Origin of the sequence: Stenotrophomonas sp. GbtcB23, assembly GCF_019091045.1 — a bacterium.
Taxonomy (GTDB): domain Bacteria; phylum Pseudomonadota; class Gammaproteobacteria; order Xanthomonadales; family Xanthomonadaceae; genus Stenotrophomonas; species Stenotrophomonas rhizophila_A.
Window position 1 is genome coordinate 17,643 of record NZ_JAGXKC010000003.1, and the last position, 22,291, is coordinate 39,933.

General features: G+C 66.6%; 20 protein-coding genes. 9 read left to right on the plus strand and 11 right to left on the minus strand.

Annotated features, from left to right (window positions below; all coding sequences use genetic code 11):
- Positions 1-5: 5 nt before the first annotated feature.
- From KVS69_RS01875 to lpdA, 3 genes are read left to right on the plus strand one after another with little or no spacing between them, the layout of a single operon-like run.
- Complete coding sequence (locus KVS69_RS01875) at positions 6-2,837, plus strand: 2-oxoglutarate dehydrogenase E1 component (protein ID WP_217536132.1); 2,832 nt, start codon at positions 6-8, stop codon at positions 2,835-2,837.
- A gap of 42 nt (positions 2,838-2,879) precedes the next feature.
- Positions 2,880-4,085 carry a dihydrolipoyllysine-residue succinyltransferase gene (gene sucB / locus KVS69_RS01880; RefSeq protein WP_068852987.1) on the plus strand — a complete coding sequence of 402 codons (1,206 nt, stop codon included), beginning with the start codon at positions 2,880-2,882 and terminating at the stop codon, positions 4,083-4,085.
- A gap of 60 nt (positions 4,086-4,145) precedes the next feature.
- On the plus strand, positions 4,146-5,582 hold the full coding sequence (gene lpdA, locus KVS69_RS01885) for a dihydrolipoyl dehydrogenase (protein ID WP_068852991.1): 1,437 nt from the start codon (positions 4,146-4,148) through the stop codon (positions 5,580-5,582).
- Between the two features lie 228 nt (positions 5,583-5,810).
- Here the strand turns inward: lpdA and KVS69_RS01890 are convergent, their stop codons facing one another.
- The 7 genes from KVS69_RS01890 to KVS69_RS01920 form a co-directional block, all read right to left on the minus strand.
- Positions 5,811-6,029, minus strand: coding sequence for a hypothetical protein (locus tag KVS69_RS01890; protein WP_068854698.1), 219 nt, complete (start codon positions 6,027-6,029; stop codon positions 5,811-5,813).
- Positions 6,030-6,244: 215 nt separating this feature from the next.
- Positions 6,245-7,669: a replicative DNA helicase gene (locus KVS69_RS01895; RefSeq protein WP_068852994.1), complete on the minus strand. Its 1,425-nt coding sequence runs from the start codon at positions 7,667-7,669 to the stop codon at positions 6,245-6,247.
- Positions 7,670-7,911: 242 nt separating this feature from the next.
- A complete protein-coding gene (locus KVS69_RS01900; RefSeq protein WP_093532523.1) occupies positions 7,912-8,472 on the minus strand; it encodes an NAD(P)H-dependent oxidoreductase in 561 nt (186 codons plus the stop codon).
- 147 nt (positions 8,473-8,619) lie between these two features.
- Positions 8,620-10,563, minus strand: coding sequence for an asparagine synthase (glutamine-hydrolyzing) (gene asnB, locus KVS69_RS01905; RefSeq protein ID WP_217536133.1), 1,944 nt, complete (start codon positions 10,561-10,563; stop codon positions 8,620-8,622).
- A 3-nt stretch (positions 10,564-10,566) separates the two neighbouring features.
- Entirely contained in the window at positions 10,567-12,846 is a 2,280-nt protein-coding gene (locus KVS69_RS01910; protein WP_217536136.1) for a thiamine pyrophosphate-dependent enzyme, read from the minus strand.
- A gap of 67 nt (positions 12,847-12,913) precedes the next feature.
- On the minus strand, positions 12,914-13,474 hold the full coding sequence (locus KVS69_RS01915; RefSeq protein WP_217536139.1) for a GNAT family N-acetyltransferase: 561 nt from the start codon (positions 13,472-13,474) through the stop codon (positions 12,914-12,916).
- Between the two features lie 94 nt (positions 13,475-13,568).
- On the minus strand, positions 13,569-14,393 hold the full coding sequence (locus KVS69_RS01920) for a glycine zipper 2TM domain-containing protein (RefSeq protein WP_217536142.1): 825 nt from the start codon (positions 14,391-14,393) through the stop codon (positions 13,569-13,571).
- Between the two features lie 161 nt (positions 14,394-14,554).
- On the opposite strand from KVS69_RS01920, the gene KVS69_RS01925 reads away from it, so the two are divergent.
- On the plus strand, positions 14,555-14,776 hold the full coding sequence (locus KVS69_RS01925) for a DUF6116 family protein (RefSeq protein WP_217536144.1): 222 nt from the start codon (positions 14,555-14,557) through the stop codon (positions 14,774-14,776).
- Entirely contained in the window at positions 14,773-15,537 is a 765-nt protein-coding gene (locus KVS69_RS01930; RefSeq protein ID WP_217536147.1) for a TatD family hydrolase, read from the plus strand. The genes KVS69_RS01925 and KVS69_RS01930 overlap by 4 nt, the downstream gene beginning before the upstream one ends.
- A 62-nt stretch (positions 15,538-15,599) precedes the next feature.
- Here KVS69_RS01930 and KVS69_RS01935 read toward each other — a convergent pair whose 3' ends face one another.
- Entirely contained in the window at positions 15,600-16,391 is a 792-nt protein-coding gene (locus KVS69_RS01935) for a tRNA threonylcarbamoyladenosine dehydratase (RefSeq protein WP_210130602.1), read from the minus strand.
- 94 nt (positions 16,392-16,485) lie between these two features.
- On the opposite strand from KVS69_RS01935, the gene KVS69_RS01940 reads away from it, so the two are divergent.
- Both KVS69_RS01940 and KVS69_RS01945 read left to right on the plus strand, forming a co-directional pair.
- Positions 16,486-16,923 carry a cytochrome c gene (locus tag KVS69_RS01940; RefSeq protein WP_093532585.1) on the plus strand — a complete coding sequence of 146 codons (438 nt, stop codon included), beginning with the start codon at positions 16,486-16,488 and terminating at the stop codon, positions 16,921-16,923.
- A 121-nt stretch (positions 16,924-17,044) separates the two neighbouring features.
- Entirely contained in the window at positions 17,045-17,539 is a 495-nt protein-coding gene (locus KVS69_RS01945) for a glycine zipper 2TM domain-containing protein (protein ID WP_068853017.1), read from the plus strand.
- Positions 17,540-17,624: 85 nt separating this feature from the next.
- Here the strand turns inward: KVS69_RS01945 and KVS69_RS01950 are convergent, their stop codons facing one another.
- Positions 17,625-17,828: a cold-shock protein gene (locus KVS69_RS01950; RefSeq protein WP_184126650.1), complete on the minus strand. Its 204-nt coding sequence runs from the start codon at positions 17,826-17,828 to the stop codon at positions 17,625-17,627.
- A 230-nt stretch (positions 17,829-18,058) separates the two neighbouring features.
- Between KVS69_RS01950 and KVS69_RS01955 the strand changes: the two genes are divergently transcribed.
- The gene (locus KVS69_RS01955) at positions 18,059-18,544 is read left to right on the plus strand and encodes a DUF456 domain-containing protein (protein WP_184126649.1); all 486 of its coding nucleotides are present in this window, start codon (positions 18,059-18,061) and stop codon (positions 18,542-18,544) included.
- 140 nt (positions 18,545-18,684) lie between these two features.
- A complete protein-coding gene (locus tag KVS69_RS01960) occupies positions 18,685-19,842 on the plus strand; it encodes a phospholipase A (protein WP_095362770.1) in 1,158 nt (385 codons plus the stop codon).
- Between the two features lie 40 nt (positions 19,843-19,882).
- Here KVS69_RS01960 and KVS69_RS01965 read toward each other — a convergent pair whose 3' ends face one another.
- Complete coding sequence (locus KVS69_RS01965) at positions 19,883-20,518, minus strand: glutathione S-transferase family protein (protein ID WP_217536152.1); 636 nt, start codon at positions 20,516-20,518, stop codon at positions 19,883-19,885.
- An 89-nt stretch (positions 20,519-20,607) separates the two neighbouring features.
- The gene (locus tag KVS69_RS01970) at positions 20,608-22,125 is read right to left on the minus strand and encodes a fumarate hydratase (RefSeq protein ID WP_068853024.1); all 1,518 of its coding nucleotides are present in this window, start codon (positions 22,123-22,125) and stop codon (positions 20,608-20,610) included.
- Positions 22,126-22,291: the final 166 nt, after the last annotated feature.

The following is a 22,291-nucleotide window of genomic DNA, read 5'->3' on the forward strand; positions in this document are numbered from 1 at the left end:
CCATCGTGGACAATCTACTGAAGCAGTTTGCGCAGTCTTCGCAGCTCGCCGGCGGCAACGCCTCCTATATCGAGGATCTGTACGAGCAGTACCTCGTTTCTCCGGACAGTGTCGATCCCAAATGGAAGACCTACTTCGACGGCTTCAAGGGCCGCGAAGCCGGTGACATTCCGCATTCGGCCGTCATCGCCCATATCGCCGACGCCGCCAAAAACGCCGTCAAGGGCGGTGGCAACTCCGGTGCCAGCGACGAACGCGAGCGCAATGTCGGTCGCCTGATCACGGCGTACCGGTCGCGCGGCCACCTGGACGCCCGCTTGGACCCGCTGGGCCTGGCCCAGGCCGTCAACTCGCCGGACCTTGGCCTGCCGTTCCACAGCCTGTCCGAGGGTGACCTCAACGCGGAGTTCAGCACCGGCGGTGTCGGTGGCCAGCCGCGCATGAAGCTGCGCGACCTGCTGGAGCGCCTGAAGAAGACCTACACCGGCTCGATCGGTGCGGAATTCATGCACATCTCCGAGGTCGAGCAGCGCCAGTGGATCTACCAGCGCCTGGAACTGGCCGGTGGCAACTACAGCCTGGACGCTGACACCCAGCGCCGCACGCTGGAGCGCCTGACCGCTGCCGAAGGCCTGGAACGCTACCTGCACACCAAATACGTCGGCCAGAAGCGCTTCTCGCTGGAAGGCGGCGATTCGCTGATCCCGATGATGGACACCATCATCCGTGACGCCGGCAAGGATGGCGTCAAGGACGTGGTGATCGGCATGGCCCACCGCGGCCGCCTCAACGTGCTGGTCAACACCCTGGGCAAGAACCCGCGCAAGCTGTTCGACGAGTTCGAAGGCAAGTTCGAGCACGACGAGCACGCCTCGGCCGGCGACGTGAAGTACCACATGGGCTTCTCGGCCGACGTGGCCACCGACGGTGGCCCGGTCCACCTGGCGCTGGCGTTCAACCCGTCGCACCTGGAAATCGCCGACCCGGTCGTGGCCGGTTCCGTGCGTTCGCGCCAGGAGCGCCGCAAGGACACCGCCCGCAAGCAGGTCATGCCGATCCTGATCCACGGCGACGCGGCCTTCTCCGGCCAGGGCGTGGTGATGGAACTGTTCCAGATGTCGCAGGCCCGCGGCTTTGCCGTCGGTGGCACCGTGCACATCGTGGTGAACAACCAGGTTGGCTTCACCACGTCGAACCCGGAAGACACCCGCTCGACCCGTTACGCCACCGACGTGGCCAAGATGATCGCCGCCCCGGTGCTGCACGTGAACGGTGACGATCCGGAAGCGGTGGTGTTCGCCGCCAGGCTGGCCTTCGAGTTCCGCCAGAAGTTCGCCAAGGACGTGGTCATCGACCTGATGTGCTACCGCCGTTGGGGCCACAACGAGGCCGACGAACCGGCGATCACCCAGCCGCTGATGTACCAGGTGATCCGCAAGCACCAGACCACCCGCGAGCTGTACGCCGCGCAGCTGGAACAGGCGGGCGTGATCGCCGCCGGTGCCGGCAAGGCGATGGTCGATGCCTACCGCGAGAAGCTGGACGCCGGCGAAGTCACCACCGAACTGGCCAAGGTCGAAAAGACCCCGCCGAGCAGCGCGCTGTTCGTGGATTGGCCCAAGCTGCTGGAAGGCAAGCTGTCCGACCCGGTCTCCACCAGGGTGGACCCGGCGAAGCTGAAGCAGCTGGCCGACCTGATCAACACCGTGCCGGCCGAAGTGGAACTGCACTCGCGCGTGGCCAAGGTGTACGACGACCGCCGCAAGATGGCCGCCGGCGAGATCCCGGGCGACTGGGGCTTTGCCGAGAACCTGGCCTACGCCACCCTGCTCGACGAAGGCCACGCACTGCGCCTGGTCGGCCAGGACGTGGGTCGCGGTACGTTCACCCACCGCCACGCGATCCTGCACGACCAGAAGACCGACAACTACTACCTGCCGCTGCGGCAGCTGGTGGATTCGCCGGAGAAGGCCAGCATCATCGATTCGCTGCTCAGCGAAGAAGCGGTGATGGCCTACGAGTACGGGTTCTCGACCACCGATCCCAACACCCTGTGCATCTGGGAAGGCCAGTTCGGCGATTTCGCCAACGGCGCCCAGGTGGTGATCGACCAGTTCATCGCTGCCGGCGAAGCCAAGTGGGGCCGTATCACCGGCCTGACCCTGCTGCTGCCGCACGGTTATGAAGGGCAAGGCCCGGAACACAGCTCGGCGCGCCTGGAGCGCTTCCTGCAGCTGTGCGCGCTGGAAAACATGCTGGTGGTGGTGCCGTCGACCCCGGCGCAGGCGTTCCACATGCTGCGCCGCCAGATGCACCTGACCACCCGCAAGCCGCTGGTGGTGATGTCGCCCAAGTCGCTGCTGCGCCACAAGCTGGCCGTGTCGACCCTGGACGAGCTGGCCAACGGCGAGTTCCAGCACCTGATCGGCGATGCCAACGCAGAAGCCAAGAAGGTCAAGCGCGTGGTGCTGTGTTCGGGCAAGGTCTACTACGACCTGCTGGAAGACCAGACCAAGCGTGGCCAGGACGACGTTGCCATCATCCGCGTGGAACAGCTGTACCCGTTCCCGCGCGCGCTGCTGGCGGCCGAACTGAAGAAGTACGGCAAGGCCACCGACGTGGTGTGGACGCAGGAAGAACCGCAGAACCAGGGCGCGTGGTACCAGATCCGCCACCACCTGCAGTTCTGCCTGGCCGATGGCCAGAGCCTGCACTACGCCGGTCGCGCCCGTTCGGCCTCCCCGGCTGCCGGTCACATGGCCGACCACATCATCGAACAGCAGAAGCTGGTCGCCGATGCCTTGGTCAACCCGTTCAACGACGCGGTCGCTGAATAACTTTCCCCTCATTCCAGAAAAGACAAACCAGGAAGCCCCCGCATGGCCACCGAAGTCAAAGCCCCGGTACTGCCCGAATCCGTCGCCGACGGCACCATCGCCACCTGGCACAAGAAGGTCGGCGACGCCGTCAAGCGTGACGAAAACCTGCTCGACCTGGAAACCGACAAGGTCGTGCTGGAAGTGCCGTCGCCGGTTGATGGCGTGCTGAAGGAAATCAAGTTCGAAGTGGGTGCCACCGTGACCTCCAGCCAGGTCGTGGCGGTCATCGAGGAAGGTGCCGTGGCGGCTGCCCCGGCTCCGGCTGCTGCTGAAGCCAAGCCGGCCGCTGCTGCGCCGGCCGCTGCCGCTGCTCCGGCCGCTGCTGCCGCGCCGGCCCCGGCGTCGAAGTCCGCTGCCGATGCCCTGCCCCCGGGCGCGCGCTTCAGCGCGATCACCGAAGGCGTCAACCCGGCCGATGTGGACGGCACCGGCCGTCGCGGCGCGGTGACCAAGGAAGACATCGTCAACTTCGCCCGCAACGGCGGCGCCGGCAAGGCCGGTGGCGCACGTCCGGAAGAACGCGTGCCGATGACCCGCATCCGCAAGCGCATCGCCGAACGCCTGATGGAGTCCAAGAACTCCACCGCCATGCTGACCACCTTCAACGAAGTCGACCTGTCCAAGGTGTCGGCCGCGCGCAAGGACCTGCAGGACGAATTCGTCAAGGCGCACGGCATCAAGCTGGGCTTCATGAGCTTCTTCGTGAAGGCCGCCGCCAACGCGCTGCAGCGCTTCCCGCTGGTCAACGCCTCGATCGACGGCGACGACATCATCTACCACGGCTACTCGGACATCTCCATCGCGGTCTCGACCGAGAAGGGCCTGGTCACGCCGGTGCTGCGCAACGTCGAGCGCATGTCGTTCGCCGACATCGAAAAGACCATTGCCGACTACGCCAAGAAGGCCCGTGACGGCAAGCTCAGCCTGGAAGAACTGCAGGGCGGCACCTTCACCGTGACCAACGGCGGCACCTTCGGTTCGCTGCTGTCCACCCCGATCATCAACCCGCCGCAGAGCGCCATCCTGGGCATGCACGCCATCAAGGAGCGTCCGATCGCCCAGAACGGCCAGGTCGTGATCGCGCCGATGATGTACCTGGCGATGTCCTACGACCACCGCATCATCGACGGCAAGGATTCGGTGCAGTTCCTGGTGGACATCAAGAACCAGCTGGAAAACCCGGGCCGCATGCTGTTCGGCCTGTAAGACCTCCCGCCCCTCCGCGCCTGCGCGGAGGGGTTCTGGTAAAGCATCAAGGAATTTTCAATGGCTGAACAATTCGACGTTGTCGTCATCGGTGCCGGTCCGGCCGGCTACCACGCCGCCATCCGCGCCGCGCAGCTGGGTCTGAAGACCGCCTGCATCGACGCTGCCCTGGGCAAGGATGGCAAGCCGGCGCTGGGCGGTACCTGCCTGCGCGTGGGCTGCATCCCGTCCAAGGCGCTGCTGGACTCCTCGCGCCAGTTCTGGAACATGGGCCACATCTTTGGCGACCACGGCATCAGCTTCAAGGACGCCAAGATGGACGTCGAGGCGATGGTTGGCCGCAAGGACAAGATCGTCAAGCAGTTCACTGGCGGCATCGCCATGCTGTTCAAGGCCAACAAGGTCACCGCCTACTACGGTTTCGGTGAACTGCAGCCGGGCAACGTGGTCAAGGTCACCCAGCACGACGGCGAAGTCGTCGAGCTCAAGGGCACCAACGTGATCATCGCCGCCGGTTCGGATTCGATCGAACTGCCGTTCGCCAAGTTCGACGGCGAGACCATCGTCGACAACGTCGGCGGCCTGGACTTCACCGAAGTGCCGGCGCGCCTGGCCGTGATCGGCGCCGGTGTGATCGGCCTGGAACTGGGCAGCGTGTGGAAGCGCCTCGGCGCCGAAGTGACCATCCTGGAAGCGCTGCCGACCTTCCTGGCCGCGGCCGATGCCGAAGTGGGCAAGGTTGCCGCCAAGGAATTCAAGAAGCAGGGCCTGGACATCCGCCTGGGTGCCAAGGTTTCCAAGGCGGAAGTGACCGGCAAGGGCAAGAAGAAGGAAGTCGCCCTGACCTACACCGACGCCGAAGGCGAAAAGAGCCTGGTGGTGGACAAGCTGCTGGTGGCCGTCGGCCGCCGCGCCGCGACCAAGGGCCTGCTGGCCGAAGGTACCGGCGTGAAGGTCAACGAGCGTGGCCAGATCGAAGTGGACGACCATTGCCACACCGGCGTTGACGGCGTGTGGGCGGTCGGCGACTGCGTGCGCGGCCCGATGCTGGCGCACAAGGGCTTCGAGGAAGGCATCGCGGTGGCCGAGCTGATCGCGGGCCTGCCGGGCCACGTCAACATGGACACCATTCCGTGGGTCATCTACACCGAGCCGGAACTGGCCTGGGTTGGCAAGACCGAAGAGCAGCTGAAGGCCGAAGGCATTCCGTACAAGGCCGGCAGCTTCCCGTTCGCCGCCAACGGCCGTGCCGTGGCGATGATCGAGCCGGCTGGCTTCGTCAAGGTCCTGGCCCACGCCGAGACCGACCGCATCCTGGGCATGCACCTGGTCGGCGCAAACGTGTCCGAGCTGGTCCACGAAGGCGTGCTGACCATGGAGTTCAGTGGTTCGGCCGACGACCTGGCCCGCATCTGCCACGCCCACCCGTCCCTGTCGGAAGTCGTCCACGACGCCGCCATGGCCGTGAGCAAGCGCGCGATCCACAAGGCCAACTGACCGGCCCCGTGGTGATGCAACGAAAAACCCCGCCTAGGCGGGGTTTTTTGTGGGCGTACGCCGTCCACTCGACGCATTGCCAAAGGTAGAGCCGACTGTCAGTCGGCTGCCGTAGGCGCGATCCCGGAACATCGCGCTGTGCGCGATAGCCGACTGACAGTCGGCTCTACCGTGCTATGGCCGACTGACAGTCGGCTCTACCGTGCTATGGCCGACTGACAGTCGGCTCTACCGTGCTGTCGCCATGCGGCCACCACCCAGCAGGCGTGCGGGCAGCATGAGCAGTGCACCCAGGAACGCGAACAGCGCCGAGAAGGTGACGCCGACCAGCCGGAACGGCAGGCTCAGCAACCATACGAACGGCCAGGCCAGCAGGGCCAGGATCGCCAGCGGCCAGCACAGCACGAACAGCAGGCACCATACGCCGAGCGCGAACAGGGTCTTCATGACGGGTCTCCAGGGCGGCACCTTGCCGCGGCAGGACCACGTTGCCGCCCTGCCCGCCCCGGTTCAACCGGTTTGCGACGAAACCCCGGATCCGCCGACGAAACGCGTACCGACCAACGGTCGGTACCTACCGGGTCCGTCCGGCACACCCGGTCGGGCATGGGTCCGTCCGGCACCACCCCGGTAGCGCACGACCGTTGGTCGTGCGCCCGGCATCATTCGAACGACCCCACCGAATCGTGCGAGAGGTTGTCGAACCGGGTGTACTCGCCGAAGAACTTGAGCTTGCACGAGCCGGTCGGGCCGCCTCGGTGCTTGCCGATGATGATCTCGGCCAACCCCTTGTCCGGGGAATTTTCCTTGTTGTAGTAATCGTCGCGGTAGATGAACACGATCATGTCCGCGTCCTGCTCGATTGCGCCGGATTCGCGAAGGTCGGCCATCACCGGGCGCTTGTCGGTTCGGGTTTCCAGCGAGCGGTTGAGCTGCGACAGCGCGATCACCGGCACGTTCAGTTCCTTGGCCAGGCCCTTGAGCGAACGCGAGATTTCCGAGATTTCGGTGGCGCGGTTTTCGCTGTTGCCCGGCACGCTCATCAGCTGCAGGTAGTCGATCACGATCAACCCCAGGTCATGCTCGCGCTTGAGGCGGCGGCACTTGGAGCGCAGGATCTCCGGCGACACGCCCGGCGTGTCGTCGATGAAGATCTTGGTTTCCTTCAGCATGCGGATGGCGCCGGTGACCCGGCTCCAGTCCTCGTCTTCCAGCTGGCCGGTACGCAGGCGCTGGGCGTTGATGCGGCCGTTGGAGGAAATCAGGCGCATGGCCAGCTGCGACGCCGACATTTCCATCGAGAACACCGCCACGCCCTTCTTGGACTTGATGGCCGCGTACTCGGCGATGTTCAGCGCGAAGGTGGTCTTGCCCATGGCCGGTCGCGCGGCCAGGATGATCAGGTCGGTCGGCTGCAGGCCGGCGGTCATCGCGTCGAAGTCGGCGTAGCCGGTGGGCAGGCCGGTGATGTTGCCGCCGTTCTCGAAGCGGTTGCGCAGCTCTTCGAAGGCGTCCTTGAGCGCGCCGGGCATCGCCACGAAATCGGTGCGGCCACGCGCGCCCTGCTCGGCGATGGCGAACACCGATTTTTCCGCGGCCGACAGCAGTTCGCTGCTCTCGCGGCCTTCCGGCTGGAAACCATCGTTGACGATGTCGGTGCCGACCTGGATCAGCTGCCGCAGCACCGCCTTGTCGCGCACGATCTCGGCATAGGCCGAGATGTTGGCCGCCGACGGCGTGGTGCTGGCCAGTTCGATCAGGTAGGCGCCATCGCCGACCAGTTCCATCTTGCCCTGCGATTCGAACCACTCGCCCAGGGTCACCGCATCGAACGGGCGGTCGCGCTCGGACAGCTCGCGGATCGCCCGGTAGATGGTCTGGTGGTCGCGCCGGTAGAAGTCGGTTTCGGTCAGCTGGTCGTTGATCCGGTCGTAGCTTTCCGGGGCCAGCATCAAGCCGCCCAGCACCGCCTGCTCGGCCTCGATCGAATGCGGAGGCACGCGCAGCGCGTCGATGCGCATCTCGTCGCGATCAAAGCGGTCACCGCGGTCTTTGCGGTCGGAACGGAAGCCGGAGCGGGCGGACATGAGGGGGTGTTCTTCCTGCAGTGTGGAGCGAGGGACATGGTAGGCACGGAGCGGCCGCCACAGCCATGCACAACCCTGTGGATAAGCGGTGGATAGCCGTGCGTATCGGGCGCAGACGGCACGACCAACGGTCGTGCCCTACCGGTTGCAGGTCCGCGTGACCGGCCGGATGCCAACCCTGTCGGGTAGCGCACGACCGTTGGTCGTGCGCCTTGCCGCGCATTATCGCAGAACCACCGGGTTCAGTGCTGACCGCCGTGGGTAGCGATCCAGGCCAGGAATTTGTCCACGAAGCCCTGCAGGAAGTCGCGGGTGCCCTCGTTGCTGATGGTTCCCTGCCCGTCGATCAGCCCTTCCTTGAAATGAATGAACGCTTCGGGCTGGCCCAGCACCGGCATGTCCAGGTAGGCCAGGATGTTGCGCAGGTGCTGCTGGGCCAGTGCGGTGCCGATGGCGCCGATCGAAGCACCGATCACCGCGGCGGGCTTGCCAGCGAAGGCGCTGTGGCCGTAGGGACGCGATCCGATGTCGATGGCGTTTTTGAGCACCCCCGGCACCGAACGGTTGTATTCGGGGGTGACGAACAGCACCGCATCGGCCTTCTTGATCTGCTCCTTCAGGCGCAGGCCTTCAGCCGGGTAATCCTTGTCGAAGTCCTGGTTGTACAGCGGCAGGTCGCCGATCTGCACGTACTCGAAACTGGCCTTGCCGGCGGCCAGCTTCTCCAGCGCATGGGCCAGGGCCTGGTTGTGCGAGCCGGTGCGCAGGCTGCCGACCAGCACGGCGATGGTGGGGGTTGCCATGAAGGAGCTCCGTTCGGGGGGGAACGACCAGCGTAGGCATGACAGGTGTTGCGCACGGTGAAGGCGTCCGTGGGACACGCATGGCGTGTCGCTACGCTGCCATCCCCGGGCGTAGGGACACGCCATGCGTGTCCGGCGCGGTGCCGGTCACGCTCGCGGAACCGCCGCCCTCGCCTCTTTCCAATGCGCCTGCCAGGCTTGGAACATCAGCACGTTCCACAGGTGGGTATGCCATTTGCGCTCGCCCTGCTGGAACTGCTTCCACAGGGGAACAATGGCATCCACATGGAACACGCCTTCGGCCGCCAACCGCGCCGGATCCAGCAGTTCGTCGGCCCAGCCGCGCAGGTCGCCCTTCAGCCATGCGCTGACCGGCGCACCAAAGCCGCGCTTGGGCCGGTGCACCATGTCCTGCGGCACGTAACGGCCCAGCACCCGCTTCAGCATGTACTTGCTCACCCCATCGCGCTGCTTCATCGACAGCGGCAGCGACCAGGCGAACTCGGCCACGCGCCAGTCCAGCAGCGGCGCCCGCGCCTCCAGGCTGACCGCCATGCTGGTGCGGTCCACCTTGCACAGCAGGTCATCGGGCAGGTACGTACTGAAATCGGCCAGCATCATCGCGTCGGCCGGCGAGCCGGCGCCGTGCAGCGGGTCGGCCAGGTCATAGAAGCTGCCCGCGCCGCGCGCGCCGATCACCGCGGACACCGGGTCGCGCCAGCGCGAAATGCGGTTGCGGTACACATCGCCGATGCCGCGCGCACCGGTTTCGGCCAGCAGCGCAGCCAGGCCACCGGTGCGCGAGGCTTCGCCCTGGGTCTGCGAATGGGCGGCCATCCAGCGCCGCAGCGGCGCCGGCACCCGGCCCAGCAGCGTCCAGTTGCGCAGCGCGCGCTGGTAGCGGCTGTAGCCGAAGAACAGCTCATCGCCGCCGTCGCCGGACAGCGCCACGGTCACCGCGCTGCGCGCCAGCCGTGCCACCAGCGCGGTCGGCACCTGCGAGGCATCGGCGAACGGCTCGTCGAACATTGCCGGCAGCGTCGGCACCACCGCCAGCGCATCGGCGCCGCTGACATACAGCTCGGTGTGGTCGGTGCCCAGGTGGGTGGCCAGGGCCTTGGCCAGCGGCGCCTCGTCGTGGTCGGAGCCCTGGAACCCGATGCTGAAACTGTGGATCGGGGTGGACGACTGCGACTGCATCAGTGCCGCCACCACCGATGAATCGGTACCGCCCGAGAGGAACACGCCCACCGGCACGTCGGCCACCATGCGCAGCCCGACCGCATCGCGCAGCAGGGCATCGAGCTGGTTCTCGGCCTCCTCGTCGCTGCCCACGAACGGCGAGGCCAGCGCCTGCTGCATGCGCTCCCGCGCATTCCAGAACGGCAGCTGCTGCTGGTCGGGGCGGTGCGCGGCCGCACCGGTGGCCACCGCGGCGGCATCCAGGCGCAGCACACGCCCCGGCATCAGCTTGAAGCAGCGTTCGTGGATGCAGTGCGGGGCCGGAATGTAGTCCAACCGCATCAGCAGGGTCAGCGCGTCGCGGTCGATATCGTTGTCGAACGCGGGGTGCTGCCACAGCGCCTTCAGCTCCGAGCCGAACACCAGCGCGTCGCCGGCCCAGCCGTAGTACAGCGGCTTCTTGCCGACCCGGTCGCGGGCCAGCCACAGGCACTGCTCGGCGCGGTCCCACAGGGCGATGGCGAACATGCCGTTGGCACGCTGCAGGGTCTCGTCCAGGCCCCAGGCCACGAACGCGGCCAGCAGCACTTCGGTGTCGGAATGCCCACGGAAAGCATGGCCGCGCGCCTCCAGCTCCAGCCGCAGCGCGGCGAAGTTGTAGACCTCGCCGTTGTAGGCCAGCACATAGCGGCCATCGTCGGACGCCATCGGCTGGTGGCCCAGCGGCGACAGGTCCAGGATGCTCAGCCGGCGGTGCGCCAGCGCGATGCCACTGGCCGCGTCGGCCCACACCCCGCTGTCATCGGGACCACGGTGCACCAGCGCATCGCCCATGCGGCGCGCCTGCTGTTCCAACGCGGCCTGCTCCCGTACCGGGGCGGCCAGCAACATTCCTGCCAGTCCACACATGCGTCAATGGTCCTGCGCCAACACCCGCGCGGCGCTTGTTACCGCATTGTCGCTTGGAAGCACGCACATTGCTGCCCCCGCGAGCGGTGTGTAGGTATCGGCCCCGCACACCCGCTGCAGCGGCAGGTGGCCAAAGCCGGCCTCGACCAGCGCGGTGATCACGCCCTCGCCCACCCCCGCGCTGTGCCGGCCCTCGTCCACCACCATCACCCGCCGGGCATCGGCAGCCTGCCCGGCAATGAAGCCGGCGTTGAGCGGCACCAGCCAGCGCAGGTCGACCACCCGCACCTGCCAGCCCAGTTCGGCTTCAATGGCGCGCGCCGCACGCAGGCTCATCGGCACCCCGTTGCCGTAGGTGAAAATCACCAGGTCGTTGGCCTCGGCTGCGTATACCCGCCCCTCGCCCAGCACCAGCGCCTGGTCCGGCGCGGGGTATGGGAACAGCCACTGGCCATCACCGGGTGCGTGCAGATCCTTGGTCATGTACAGCGCGATGGGCTCCAGGAACACCGCGACCCGCCCATCGACCTGGGCCAGCGCCGCCAGCGTGCGCAGCATCATCGCCGCGTCATCGCCGCGCGAGGCGCAGCCCACCAACAGCCCGGGGATGTCGCGCAGCGCGGCGATCGAGTTGTCGTTGTGGAAGTGGCCGCCGAAGCCCTTCTGGTAGCCCAGCCCGGCAATGCGCACCAGCATCGGGTTGCGGTACTGGTCGTTGGAGAAGAACTGCAGCGAACAGGCCTCGCCGCGCAGCTGGTCGGCGGCGTTGTGCAGGTAGGCCAGGTACTGGATTTCCGGGATCGGCAGCATGCCGAGATTGGCCAGGCCCTGTGCCATGCCCAGGATCATGGTTTCATCCAGCAGCGTGTTGAACACCCGGCGCGGGCCAAAAGCTTTCAACAGCCCCTTGCTGACCGTGTACACCCCGCCCTTCTGCGCGACGTCCTCGCCGAACAGCAGTGACGAGGGGTACTTGCACAGCAGGTCGTGCAGGGCCTGGTTGATCTGGATCGCCAGGTGCCGCGGTGGCTGCCGTTCCGGCAACTGCGCCGCGCTGCCGAACACCGCCTCGCGCGCCTGCGCCGCCGGCACGCGGCGGGCTTCGGCATGCACGGCAGCGGGGGTGTACGGCGCCAGCGGCCCCATGATCTCGGCCAGCTCGCCCAGCTTGGGCCGCTGGTCGGCCGCGTCGGCGGCAGCGAAGCAGCGCGCGCGCATCGCCTCGTAACGCGCCAGCACCTGGGCGGGCGTCATCCAACCGGACTCCAACGCGATCTGCGCCGAGCGCAGCAGGGGATCGGCCGCCTCTGCCGCGCACAGCTCTTGCAGCGGCCGCCACTCGATCTCGAAATCCGTCCCCGCGTGGCCCATCAACCGCGTGGTGCGCAGGTGCAGGAACGTCGGGCGCCGGGTGCGGCGGCAATGCTCCAGCGCGCGCTGCACCTGCGCGTGGCCGCTGGCCAGGTCCAGGCCATCGGCGAAGAAGTAGTCCAGGCCGGGCCGGTGACTGAAGCTGTCGGCAATCCACCCGTCCGGCGTTTTCACCGAAATGCCGATGCCATTGTCCTCGCACACGAACAGCACCGGTGCCGGCAGGCGCTGGTAAGCGGCCCAGGCGGCGGTGTTGAACGCGGTCTGCGCGGTGGCGTGGTTGGCCGAGGCATCGCCGAACGAACAGATCACCACGCTGTCGTCGGGAATCGGCAGGCCATGGCCGATGCGGCGCGCGGTTTCAATGGCCAGCGCGGTGCCCAGCGCCTTGGGCAGGTGCGAGGCGATGGTGGAGGTCTGCGGCAGTACCCACAGCGGCTTGCTGCCCCAGACCTTGTGCCGCCCGCCGCTGGCCGGATCGTCGCGGCTGGCGGCGAAGGACAGCGCCGCGTCCATCACCGGGTCCATGCCCGGCAACTGGCGGAAGCGCTCGGCCATGAACGCGCCGGAGCGGTAATGCAGGAACGCCGGATCAGTGTGCCGGGCCAGCCGCGCCACCAGCGCATTGCCTTCGTGGCCGGACGAACCGATCGTGTAGAAGACCTTGTTCTGCACGCGCAGCACGCGCGCCATCAGGTCCAGATGGCGGCTGACCAGCTGCGACTCGAACAGCGCATCGAAGCCCTGCGCGTCCAGCGTGCTGCCCGGCAGGATCGGCGCATCGCCGGCGGGGCGGGATGCTGCCTGTCCGTCCCAGCACTGCACGAACTCTATGAAGTTGGCGTCGCAGACCTCGGCCCGGTTCAGGCCTTTCATGCGCGCGGGAATCGGATCGGGAACCACGGCAACCATGCACACCCTCCAACTGAGCCGAACGGACGACCGCGCCGAGCATCGCCCAAAAAGGGGACGGAGGTGGTTAAGTGGACTTAACCTCCTCCGTCCCCGTTCGACGCCACTGGTGGCGCGACTGCCCCCAGATCTCGATCGGCTTGCCATCGTGCGGCGGCGGCAGTTCGCCCATGCGCAGCAGCGCGCTGCCGAGCTTGCGCGCGACGGCCTTGGAGTTCTCATTGGCCGCATCGATGGTGTGGATCACCTCGTCCCAGCCGAGCGTGTCGAACGCCCAGTCGATGGCGGCAACCGCCGCCTCCGGTGCGTAGCCCTTGCCCCAGCTGGCGTGGCGGATGCTCCAGCCGACTTCGGTCCCGGGCCAGTCCAGCGGTTGCCACGGCCCCATGCGCCCCACCCAGTCGCCGCTGCTCTTCTCGATCACCGAGAACATCGAGAAGCCATACAGGTGCCAACTGCCCGCCAGGCAGCTGAAACTGCGCCAGGCCTGGGACGGCGCCTGCACCCCGCCCAGGTGCTGCATCACCTGCGGATCGGTGCAGAACTGCAGGAAGGCGTCAAAGTCCTCCGCGCGTGGCGGGCGCAGGATCAGCCGGTCGGTTTCCAGGCGCAGATCGAAAATGCTCATGGGGTACCCCGTTGGTAAGCCGGGTGCCATCTTCGCAGAACGAAAGAGGCCGGCAAGATGCCGGCCTCTTCGTACGTACTGCACAGCGCCCCGATTACTCGCGGGCGGTATCCAGCGCGGCGGTCTGGGTGACCAGCTGGCCGTCGACGACCGGCAGGCGGTCGCTGCTGGGCTTGTTGGCCATCTTGACGGTCTTTTCAACGCCGTCGTAGCGGTAGGTCACGTTGTAGCCGGTGACGTTGCTGGTGGTGCCCATGGCGATGCGGTTGCCCGGCTTGCTGGCCATGCGCATGGTGCCGGTGGTGCCGTCTTCATTGCGGTAGGTCACGTTGTAGCCGGTGACCTTGGTCGATTCAGAGGTGGCCGTCTCGGTGTGGCACTGGCGCTCGGTGCGGTTGACAACGCGGCCACCTACATGGCGCTTGTCCACCTGGTTGCCGATCACGCCGCCAGCAACGGCGCCGGCGGCGGTGGCGGCCTTGCGGCCATTGCCGCCGCCCACCTGGTTGCCCAGCAGGCCGCCGATGACGGCGCCGGCCACCGTGCCGCCGACATTGCCGTCGCGTTCGGGCAGGCGTTCCTGCACCACCACGTCGTTGCAGACCTCGTGCGGGGTCTGGGTGGTGGACGTCTCACGCACCGGCTCGGTGCCGATCACGGTGGCGTAGGCCTTTTCCTTCTGGGTCAGCGGATCGACCTTGACCACGTCGGCGTATTCCAACCGGCCGGCCTTGTCCACGGCCAGTTCGTCGGTGCGCGCACCATCGTCGGCCAGCGGCGTGGTGTCCAGGTTCGGGCGGGTCTGTGCGGCGGTAACCGGGTCGGTGGAGCTACCGCTTTTCATGAAGGCGGCGGTGGCGATGCCCCCGACCAGCAGGGCGCCTGCAGCGACCAGGACAGTAGTAGTTGTGCTTTTCATATCCGACTCCCTGCGGGCGATCCGCAACGTTCTTGATGCGGATTCCAGCATGCGAACCCTGAACGGTATCTCCACATGACGCTTACGACCCGCCTCCCCATTCAGGTTCTGTCGTCGCAGGGCTCGTGATAGCGTTTACACCACTTGTCGAGGAGAGTGCGATGCCCAGTCCCCTGCTGCTACCCGTCATGAAATGGGCGCGCGGACTGCGTTACCCCACGCTGTTCAAGATCACCGCCGCGCTGTTCGCGGTAACACTGTTCATTCCAGACCCGATTCCGTTCGTGGATGAAATCCTGTTCGGGCTGGGCACGCTGCTGCTGGCCAACTGGAAGCGCCGCAGCGATACCCTGCCGCCGCGCCTGGACCGTCGCGACGCGTGAGCCTGATCGACAGCCACTGCCACCTGGACGCGGACGAATTCGACCACGACCGCGCCCAGGTGATCGCGCGCGCTCAGGCGGCAGGTGTTCGAACACAGGTGGTGCCCGCCGTGACCGCCGCCAGCTGGCCCAAGCTGCGTGAGACCTGCCAGTTGGCCGACGGGCTGTATCCGGCATATGGGCTGCACCCCATGTTCCTGGACCAGCATCGCCCGGAGCACCTGGACCAGCTGCGGGAGTGGATCGCCCGCGAGCAGCCGTGTGCGGTGGGCGAATGCGGACTGGATTTCTTCGTGGAAGGCCTGGATGCCGACCGGCAGCAGTTTTACTTCGACGGGCAGCTGAGAATCGCGCGCGAGTTCGACCTGCCGGTGATCGTGCACGCGCGCCGCGCCGTGGATGCGGTGATCGCCGCCATCAAACAGGTGGGCGGCCTGCGTGGGGTGATCCACAGTTTTCCCGGCAGCCCGGAACAGGCCACGCAATTGCACAAGCTTGGCTTCCTGGTCGGCCTCGGCGGCCCGCTGACCTACGAACGTGCCCAGCGCCTGCAGCGACTGGTGGCGCAGCTGCCGCTGGAGCAGCTGCTGCTGGAAACCGATGCGCCGGACCAGCCGGACGCCGGTATCCGCGGCGAGCGCAATGAGCCGGCACGATTGACGGTGATTGCAGAAACCGTGGCGAAGTTGCGCGGCGAGCCGGTCGAGGCGATTGCAGAGCAGACCATGGCAAACGCACGCAGGCTGTTCGGCCTAACGTAGCGACACGCCACGCGTGTCCCACGCACTGCGTCATCGTCCGGATGGACACGCACGGCGTGTCCCTACGGCCTTTTCTTCAGCAGCATCTCCAACGCCTTGCCCACCGCCGCGAACGCGAATGCGCCGGTGATATGCGTGGCCGCGCCCAGCCCGGCGCCGCAGTCGAGCTTCAACGCCGCATCGGCGCCCAGCTGCGGGCGTACCCCGCACACGCTGCCATCGGCCTGCGGGTACTTCACGTTTTCCAGCGAATACACCGCCGGTACGCCGAAGTAGCGCGAGGCGTTCTTCGGGAAGTTGAAATCGCTGCGCAGCTTCTTGCGGATCAGGGCCAGCATGGCGTCGTGCTCGGTGCGCGAGACGTCACGGATGCGCACCAGGGTCGGGTCGGTACGGCCACCGGCCGCGCCCACGGTGAGGATGGGCAGCTTGCGGCGGCGGCACCAGGCAATGGTTTCCACCTTGACCCGGAAGCTGTCGCAGGCGTCGATGACCAGGTCGAAGTCGCGGTCGAGCAGCTCGACCATGTTCGACACGGTCAGGAACGAGGCAACCGCATCAACGCTGATGTCCGGGTTGATCGCAACGCAGCGCTCGGCCATTGCCTCGGCCTTGTTGCGCCCGTACTGCCCGGCCAGTGCTGGCAGCTGGCGGTTGGTGTTGGACACGCAGATGTCGTCGGCGTCGATCAGGGTCAGGTGCCCCACCGCCGTGCGCGCCAGCGCTTCCACCACCCACGAGCCCACCCCGCCCATGCCGACCACCGCCACCCGGCGCTGCGACAGCTGGTCCACGGTGCCCACCCCATACAACCGGTCGATGCCGGCAAAGCGTTCGCGCAATACGTCGTTCATGCCGCCCATTTTAGACGGCCCGGCGCCTGCCACGTACGGTCGTGATGCGGCCAGCGGTAGGATGCAGCGAGCCACCCACAAGGAAGCCACCCGCATGAATGCCCCCATCCCCACCCGCCGCCCGTCCGCCGCTTACCGCTATCTGTTTGTCGCAGGCCTGGGGCTGGTGATCGGCTTGGTCGCCACGGTGATGGTGTCCCGCGCGATCCAAGCCCGCCAGGACCCGTTCCCCGGCAGCCTGATGCACGTGATGGAGCGCCAGGTGGCGCTGTTGCGCGATGCGCAGGCGCAGAACCGCTGCAGCCTCGCCGACAGCGTGCCGCGCCTGCAGACGCTGCGCTCGCTGTCCAACGACCTGGACCTTGCGTTCCCCGACCTGAAGGACAGTGCGCAGTTCCAGCAGCACGCCAGCGGTCTGCGCGCCACGCTCAACACCGCGCTGGCGGCGCCGCCGACCGACTGCGTGGCCATGGGCCAGCTGGTCGAAAAGATCCAGACCGACTGCAAGGCCTGCCACCAGGATTTCCGCTGATTCATCTGGCAGCCACGAAGCGGTGGCCGGATTGGCACCCTGTTCACGCGGGACAGGACAGGATCTGCGCCATGCGCCCCAGACGCATTCACGACCACCCCTTCTGGCCAGGAGAACCACCATGAAGATCCAACTCATTGCTGCCGCCGCCGTCGCTACCGTCGCGCTGGCCGGCTGTGCCACCACCTCGCCTGGCTACGGCGGCGGCTACAACAACAACGGCTACAACAACGGCTATAACAACAGCGGCAACTACAACACCAACCGCTGCGCCGATTGCGGCATCGTGACCCGCATCAACCAGGTGGCCTCCGGCCGCACCGCCCCCAGCGCCACCGGCGCGATCCTGGGCGGCCTGGTCGGCGCCGTGGCCGGCCATGAAATCTCCGACCACACCGGGGGCAGCAAGGGCAACCAGAACATCGCCGCCGCTGCGGGCGCGGTGGGCGGTGCGCTTGCCGGCAACCAGATCCAGAAGAACGTGACCAGCGATACCTTCGACATCACCGTGCGCATGGACGACGGCCGCACCGTGGTGGTGAACCAGCGTGACCTCGGCGGAATCCGCGAGAACACCTACGTACGCGTGGTCAATGGTCGCGTAGTCCTGCGCTGATCCACTGCACCGCTGCAGCGTGAAAGCAAAGGGCCCGCTTGCGCGGGCCCTTTCCATGTTCCGATCAGACCGGAGCAGTGCGCGCTTAGAGCGGGCGCACCTTGTCGGCCTGCAGGCCCTTCTGGCCCTGGGTCACTTCAAACTCGACCGCTTGGCCTTCCTTGAGGCTCTTGAAGCCCTGGGATTCGATTGCACGGAAGTGTACGAACACGTCCTCACCGCTTTCACGGCTGATGAAACCGAAACCCTTCGCGTCATTGAACCACTTGACGGTGCCCTTCTCTGCCATCTTCCTTACTCCCTGACTGTCTTGTAGTTGGTTACGCCTTGTGGGCGGCTGACAAGCAAGGGGGAAGCGAGGTGCATCGATGGAGCGGATCGGAAGATCTACCATCATCAGGCCACGATCCACGGTGACCTTGCCAAGCTCAGCGTCTGCAACTTAACCCGGGCAAAATGAAAAAGCAACTGGCTTATTTCACGTATGTCAACCCCAAATAGACAACCATACTGGACAGCATGGACCCTTCATTCATCTTTTACCTGATCGCCGTGGTGCTGGTGCTGGTCGGTATCGCCGGCATCATCCTGCCCGCCCTGCCCGGGATCCCGCTGGTCTTCGCCGGTCTGCTGGTGGCGGCCTGGGGCGACGGCTTCGTGCATGTGGGCTGGGTACCGCTGACAGTGCTCGGCCTGCTGACGCTGACCTCCTTCGCCGTGGACGTGTTGGCCACGGTAGTGGGCGCCAAGCGGGTCGGGGCCAGCCGCAAGGCGCTGTGGGGTACCTTCATCGGCAGCATCGTCGGCGTGTTCTTCATGCCGATCGGCCTGTTCGCCGGACCACTGGCCGGCGCATTGCTCGGCGAGTACTGGCATACGCGCGAACTGGGCCGGTCCACCAAGGTGGGGTTGGCCACCTGGCTGGGCATCCTGCTGGGGTTCGCGCTCAAGCTGGCGCTGGTAATCGCGATGCTGGGCATCTTCGCGTTCGCCTGGTTCTTCTGAGCCCGGCCAGCTTCACGTTGCGCGCACGGGGGGCACCGGCATAAACGCGCTGATCCCGTCAGTGCGTCGCGTTGCGCTGGCGGGAACGTCGGGCAGCCGCCACACTGTCCGCGCTCCCCTCCATTCATCGGCCCGCCTCCATGACCCACCGCCCTCGTTCGGCCCTGTTCTCTGCCTTGGCGCTGGCCAGCGCCAGCCTGCCGCTGGCCGCCCAGGAAGCCGCGCCGACGCCGGCATCGCCTGAAGCCTGCGCGCTGGTGGGCACCGACGTGGCCCGCCTGGCCTGCTACGACAAGCTGTTCCGGCCCACAGTGGAAACCACCCAGGCGGCCGATGCCGCTGCCACCGCGGCCAAGCAGGAGCGTCGGGAAGAGCGCCAGGCGGCGCGTACGCCCGAGGCCCCGGCCACCGAACGCGTCAAGCAGCGGCTGGGCGAGGTGTTCAAGAACGATGGCCATGATTCCGCGCTGGCCAATGCCGGCAAGGGCTCGTTGCTGGACAGCCGCTGGGAACTGGCGCAGGACTCCAAGCTGGGAGCGTTCCAGCTGCGCGCCTACAAGCCGGTGTACCTGCTGCCCGCGTTCTGGACCAGCGACAAGAACCAGATGCCGCACTCGCCCAACCCGGACAACACGGTGACCACGCCACAGCAGCTGGACAGCAACGAGCTGAAGTTCCAGCTGAGCTTCAAGACCAAGGTCTGGGAGAACGTGTTCGGCGACAACGGCGACATCTGGGCCGGGTATACCCAGAGCTCGCGCTGGCAGGCCTACAACGCCGACAACTCGCGCCCGTTCCGCGAAACCAATTACGAGCCGGAGATCATGATGGTCTTCCGCAACGGCTATTCCATCGGCGGCTGGCGCGGGCGCATGAGCGGGCTCAGCCTCACCCACATGTCCAACGGCCGCGCCGACCCGCTGTCGCGCAGCTGGAACCGGGTGATCGCCAACATCGGCCTGGACCGCGAAAACTGGGCGCTGGTGCTGCGCCCGTGGTACCGCCTGCCCGAAGACCGCGAAGACGACAACAACCCGGACATCGAGGATTACATGGGCCGCGGCGACGCGACCCTGACCTGGAACCGCAACGGCCACGAAGTTTCGCTGATGGCGCGGCATTCACTACGCGGTGGCGACCGTTCGCACGGGGCGCTGCAGCTGGATTACGGCTTCCCGATCAGCAACCTGCTGCGCGGGCATGTGCAGATCTTCGATGGGTACGGTGAAAGCATGATCGATTACAACCACAAGGCGACCTACATCGGCCTGGGTGTGTCGTTGCTGGAGTGGTACTGACGCTGCGCCGCAGCCACGCCGGGCGCGGCGCTACGCGGTGTCACCGCCAGTCGGTGATGCCTTCGCGGCGGTAGGCTTCGGCGAACGCCGGGCGCGCTTTGATGCGCTCTGCGTAGGCCTTCAGTTCCGGCCAGGTATCGCTCGGCCGCGGCATGTTGCGTGACCAGCGCATCAGCATCACCAGCATGAAATCGACCACGCTGATGCGTTCGCCCAGCACGTACGGCCCCGCCTGCTGCAGGTGCTCGGCGAACCGTGTCCACCCCGCTTCCAGCTGCTGGCGCGCGCCCTCGCGTACCGCGTCCACGTTGTCCGCACCGGCCACTTCATCGGCATAGAACCACGCGCGATACGCCGGCTGCAGGGTGTTGGCGCACCAGAACATCCACCGGTAGGCCTGCGCACGCTCGGGCGTGCCCGGCGCCGGCAGCAGCCCCGCGTCCGGGTGCAGGTCGGCCAGGTGCAGGGCGATCGCCGCCGCTTCGGTCAGGACCTGGCTGCCCATCACCAGCGTGGGCACGCGACCGGCCGGGTTGAGGGCCAGGTAATCGGCCGATTTCTGCTCGCGGGTATCGAAATCGAGCAGCACCAGTTTGTGCTCGATGCCCAGTTCGATCAGCAGCCAATGCACTACCAGCGAGGCGGTGCTGGAGGATCCGTACAACGTGGTGGCCATGCGCGGGACCTGCGGTTGGGAAGGCCCTGATTATGCGCGCGCTGGCAGAACGAACTACGGCGCCCAGAAGCGCCGTTGTTCAAGAAGCATCAGGCCACGACCACCGGGATCCTGCCGATCTTCGCCTGCCATTCGCGCGGGCCGGTGATGTGCACCGATTCACCCGTGGAATCCACCGCCACGGTCACCGGCATGTCCTGCACGGTGAATTCGTAGATCGCTTCCATGCCCAGGTCGGCAAAGCCGACCACCTTGGCCGCCTTGATCGCCTTGGACACCAGGTAGGCAGAACCGCCCACCGCCATCAGGTAAGCCGACTTGTTGTCACGGATCGCCTCGATCGCGGCCGGGCCGCGCTCGGCCTTGCCGACCATGCCCAGCAGGCCGGTCTGTTCCAGCACCTGGCGGGTGAACTTGTCCATGCGGGTGGCGGTGGTCGGGCCGGCCGGGCCCACCACTTCCTCGCGGACCGGATCGACCGGACCCACGTAATAGATGAAGCGGCCCTTGAGGTCGACCGGCAGCGGCTCGCCCTTGTTGAGCATGTCTACCATGCGCTTGTGCGCGGCATCGCGGCCGGTGAGCAGCTTGCCGTTGAGCAGCAGGGTCTGGCCCGGCTTCCAGCTGGCCACGTCTTCCGGGGTGATGGTATCCAGGTCGACGCGGGTGCCCTTGGAGGCGTCGTAGGTGATCTGCGGCCAGTCTTCCAGCGACGGCGGGTCCAGCATCACCGGGCCGCTGCCGTCCAGGGTGAAGTGGGCGTGGCGGGTGGCGGCGCAGTTGGGGATCATCGCCACCGGCAGGTTGGCCGCGTGGGTCGGGAAGTCCTTGACCTTGATGTCCAGCACCGTGGTCAGGCCGCCCAGGCCCTGTGCGCCGATGCCCAGCGCGTTGACCTTGTCGTACAGCTCCAGGCGCAGTTCTTCGGCGCGGTTGGAGGCGCCACGGGCCTTGAGTTCGTTGATGTCGATCGGCTCCATCAGCGATTCCTTGGCCAGCAGCATCGCTTTTTCCGCAGTGCCACCGATGCCGATGCCGAGCATGCCTGGCGGGCACCAGCCGGCGCCCATGGTCGGCACGGTCTTGAGCACCCAGTCCACGATGGAGTCGGACGGGTTGAGCATGGCGAATTTGCTCTTGGCTTCCGAACCGCCGCCCTTGGCCGCCACGATCACGTCCACGGTGTCGCCCGGCACGATCTTCATGTTGACCACGCCCGGGGTGTTGTCCTTGGTATTGACGCGCTTGCCGGCCGGATCGGCCAGCACCGAGGCGCGCAGCTTGTTGTCCGGGTGGTTGTACGCGCGGCGCACGCCTTCATTGGCCATGTCTTCCAGGCTCATGGTGGCGTCGTCCCAGCGCACGTTCATGCCCACTTCCAGGAACACGGTGACGATGCCGGTGTCCTGGCAGATCGGCCGATGGCCTTCGGCGCACATGCGGGAATTGATCAGGATCTGGGCCATCGCTTCCTTCGCGGCCGGCGACTCCTCGCGCTCGTAGGCGGCGGTGAGGCTCTTGATGTAGTCGACCGGGTGGTAGTACGAGATGTACTGCAGCGCGTCGGCGATGGACTGGATGAGGTCTTCCTGCTTGATCGATGTCACGTAATGCTCGCTTGCTCGGGGCTGGCGGGGGTAAGCCCACCATTTTAGCGCCCCGGCCCGGCGGTGGTGGGAATCACTCCCGACAACTGCGCCGGGCCCTGTCACAGCAGGCAATCCCGGCCGGACTTACAGGATGACGCCCCCTGGTAAACAACCGGGCTTCACA

Excerpts from the sequence above, each read along its gene's own strand:
- sucB (WP_068852987.1), top strand. The coding sequence starts at position 2,880 with ATGGCCACCGAAGTCAAAGCCCCGGTACTGCCCGAATCCGTCGCCGAC.
- lpdA (WP_068852991.1), top strand. The coding sequence starts at position 4,146 with ATGGCTGAACAATTCGACGTTGTCGTCATCGGTGCCGGTCCGGCCGGC.
- KVS69_RS01890 (WP_068854698.1), bottom strand. The coding sequence starts at position 6,029 with ATGAAGACCCTGTTCGCGCTCGGCGTATGGTGCCTGCTGTTCGTGCTG.
- KVS69_RS01895 (WP_068852994.1), bottom strand. The coding sequence starts at position 7,669 with ATGTCCGCCCGCTCCGGCTTCCGTTCCGACCGCAAAGACCGCGGTGAC.
- KVS69_RS01900 (WP_093532523.1), bottom strand. The coding sequence starts at position 8,472 with ATGGCAACCCCCACCATCGCCGTGCTGGTCGGCAGCCTGCGCACCGGC.
- asnB (WP_217536133.1), bottom strand. The coding sequence starts at position 10,563 with ATGTGTGGACTGGCAGGAATGTTGCTGGCCGCCCCGGTACGGGAGCAG.
- KVS69_RS01910 (WP_217536136.1), bottom strand. The coding sequence starts at position 12,846 with ATGGTTGCCGTGGTTCCCGATCCGATTCCCGCGCGCATGAAAGGCCTG.
- KVS69_RS01915 (WP_217536139.1), bottom strand. The coding sequence starts at position 13,474 with ATGAGCATTTTCGATCTGCGCCTGGAAACCGACCGGCTGATCCTGCGC.
- KVS69_RS01920 (WP_217536142.1), bottom strand. The coding sequence starts at position 14,393 with ATGAAAAGCACAACTACTACTGTCCTGGTCGCTGCAGGCGCCCTGCTG.
- KVS69_RS01925 (WP_217536144.1), top strand. The coding sequence starts at position 14,555 with ATGCCCAGTCCCCTGCTGCTACCCGTCATGAAATGGGCGCGCGGACTG.
- KVS69_RS01935 (WP_210130602.1), bottom strand. The coding sequence starts at position 16,391 with ATGAACGACGTATTGCGCGAACGCTTTGCCGGCATCGACCGGTTGTAT.
- KVS69_RS01940 (WP_093532585.1), top strand. The coding sequence starts at position 16,486 with ATGAATGCCCCCATCCCCACCCGCCGCCCGTCCGCCGCTTACCGCTAT.
- KVS69_RS01945 (WP_068853017.1), top strand. The coding sequence starts at position 17,045 with ATGAAGATCCAACTCATTGCTGCCGCCGCCGTCGCTACCGTCGCGCTG.
- KVS69_RS01950 (WP_184126650.1), bottom strand. The coding sequence starts at position 17,828 with ATGGCAGAGAAGGGCACCGTCAAGTGGTTCAATGACGCGAAGGGTTTC.
- KVS69_RS01955 (WP_184126649.1), top strand. The coding sequence starts at position 18,059 with ATGGACCCTTCATTCATCTTTTACCTGATCGCCGTGGTGCTGGTGCTG.
- KVS69_RS01960 (WP_095362770.1), top strand. The coding sequence starts at position 18,685 with ATGACCCACCGCCCTCGTTCGGCCCTGTTCTCTGCCTTGGCGCTGGCC.
- KVS69_RS01965 (WP_217536152.1), bottom strand. The coding sequence starts at position 20,518 with ATGGCCACCACGTTGTACGGATCCTCCAGCACCGCCTCGCTGGTAGTG.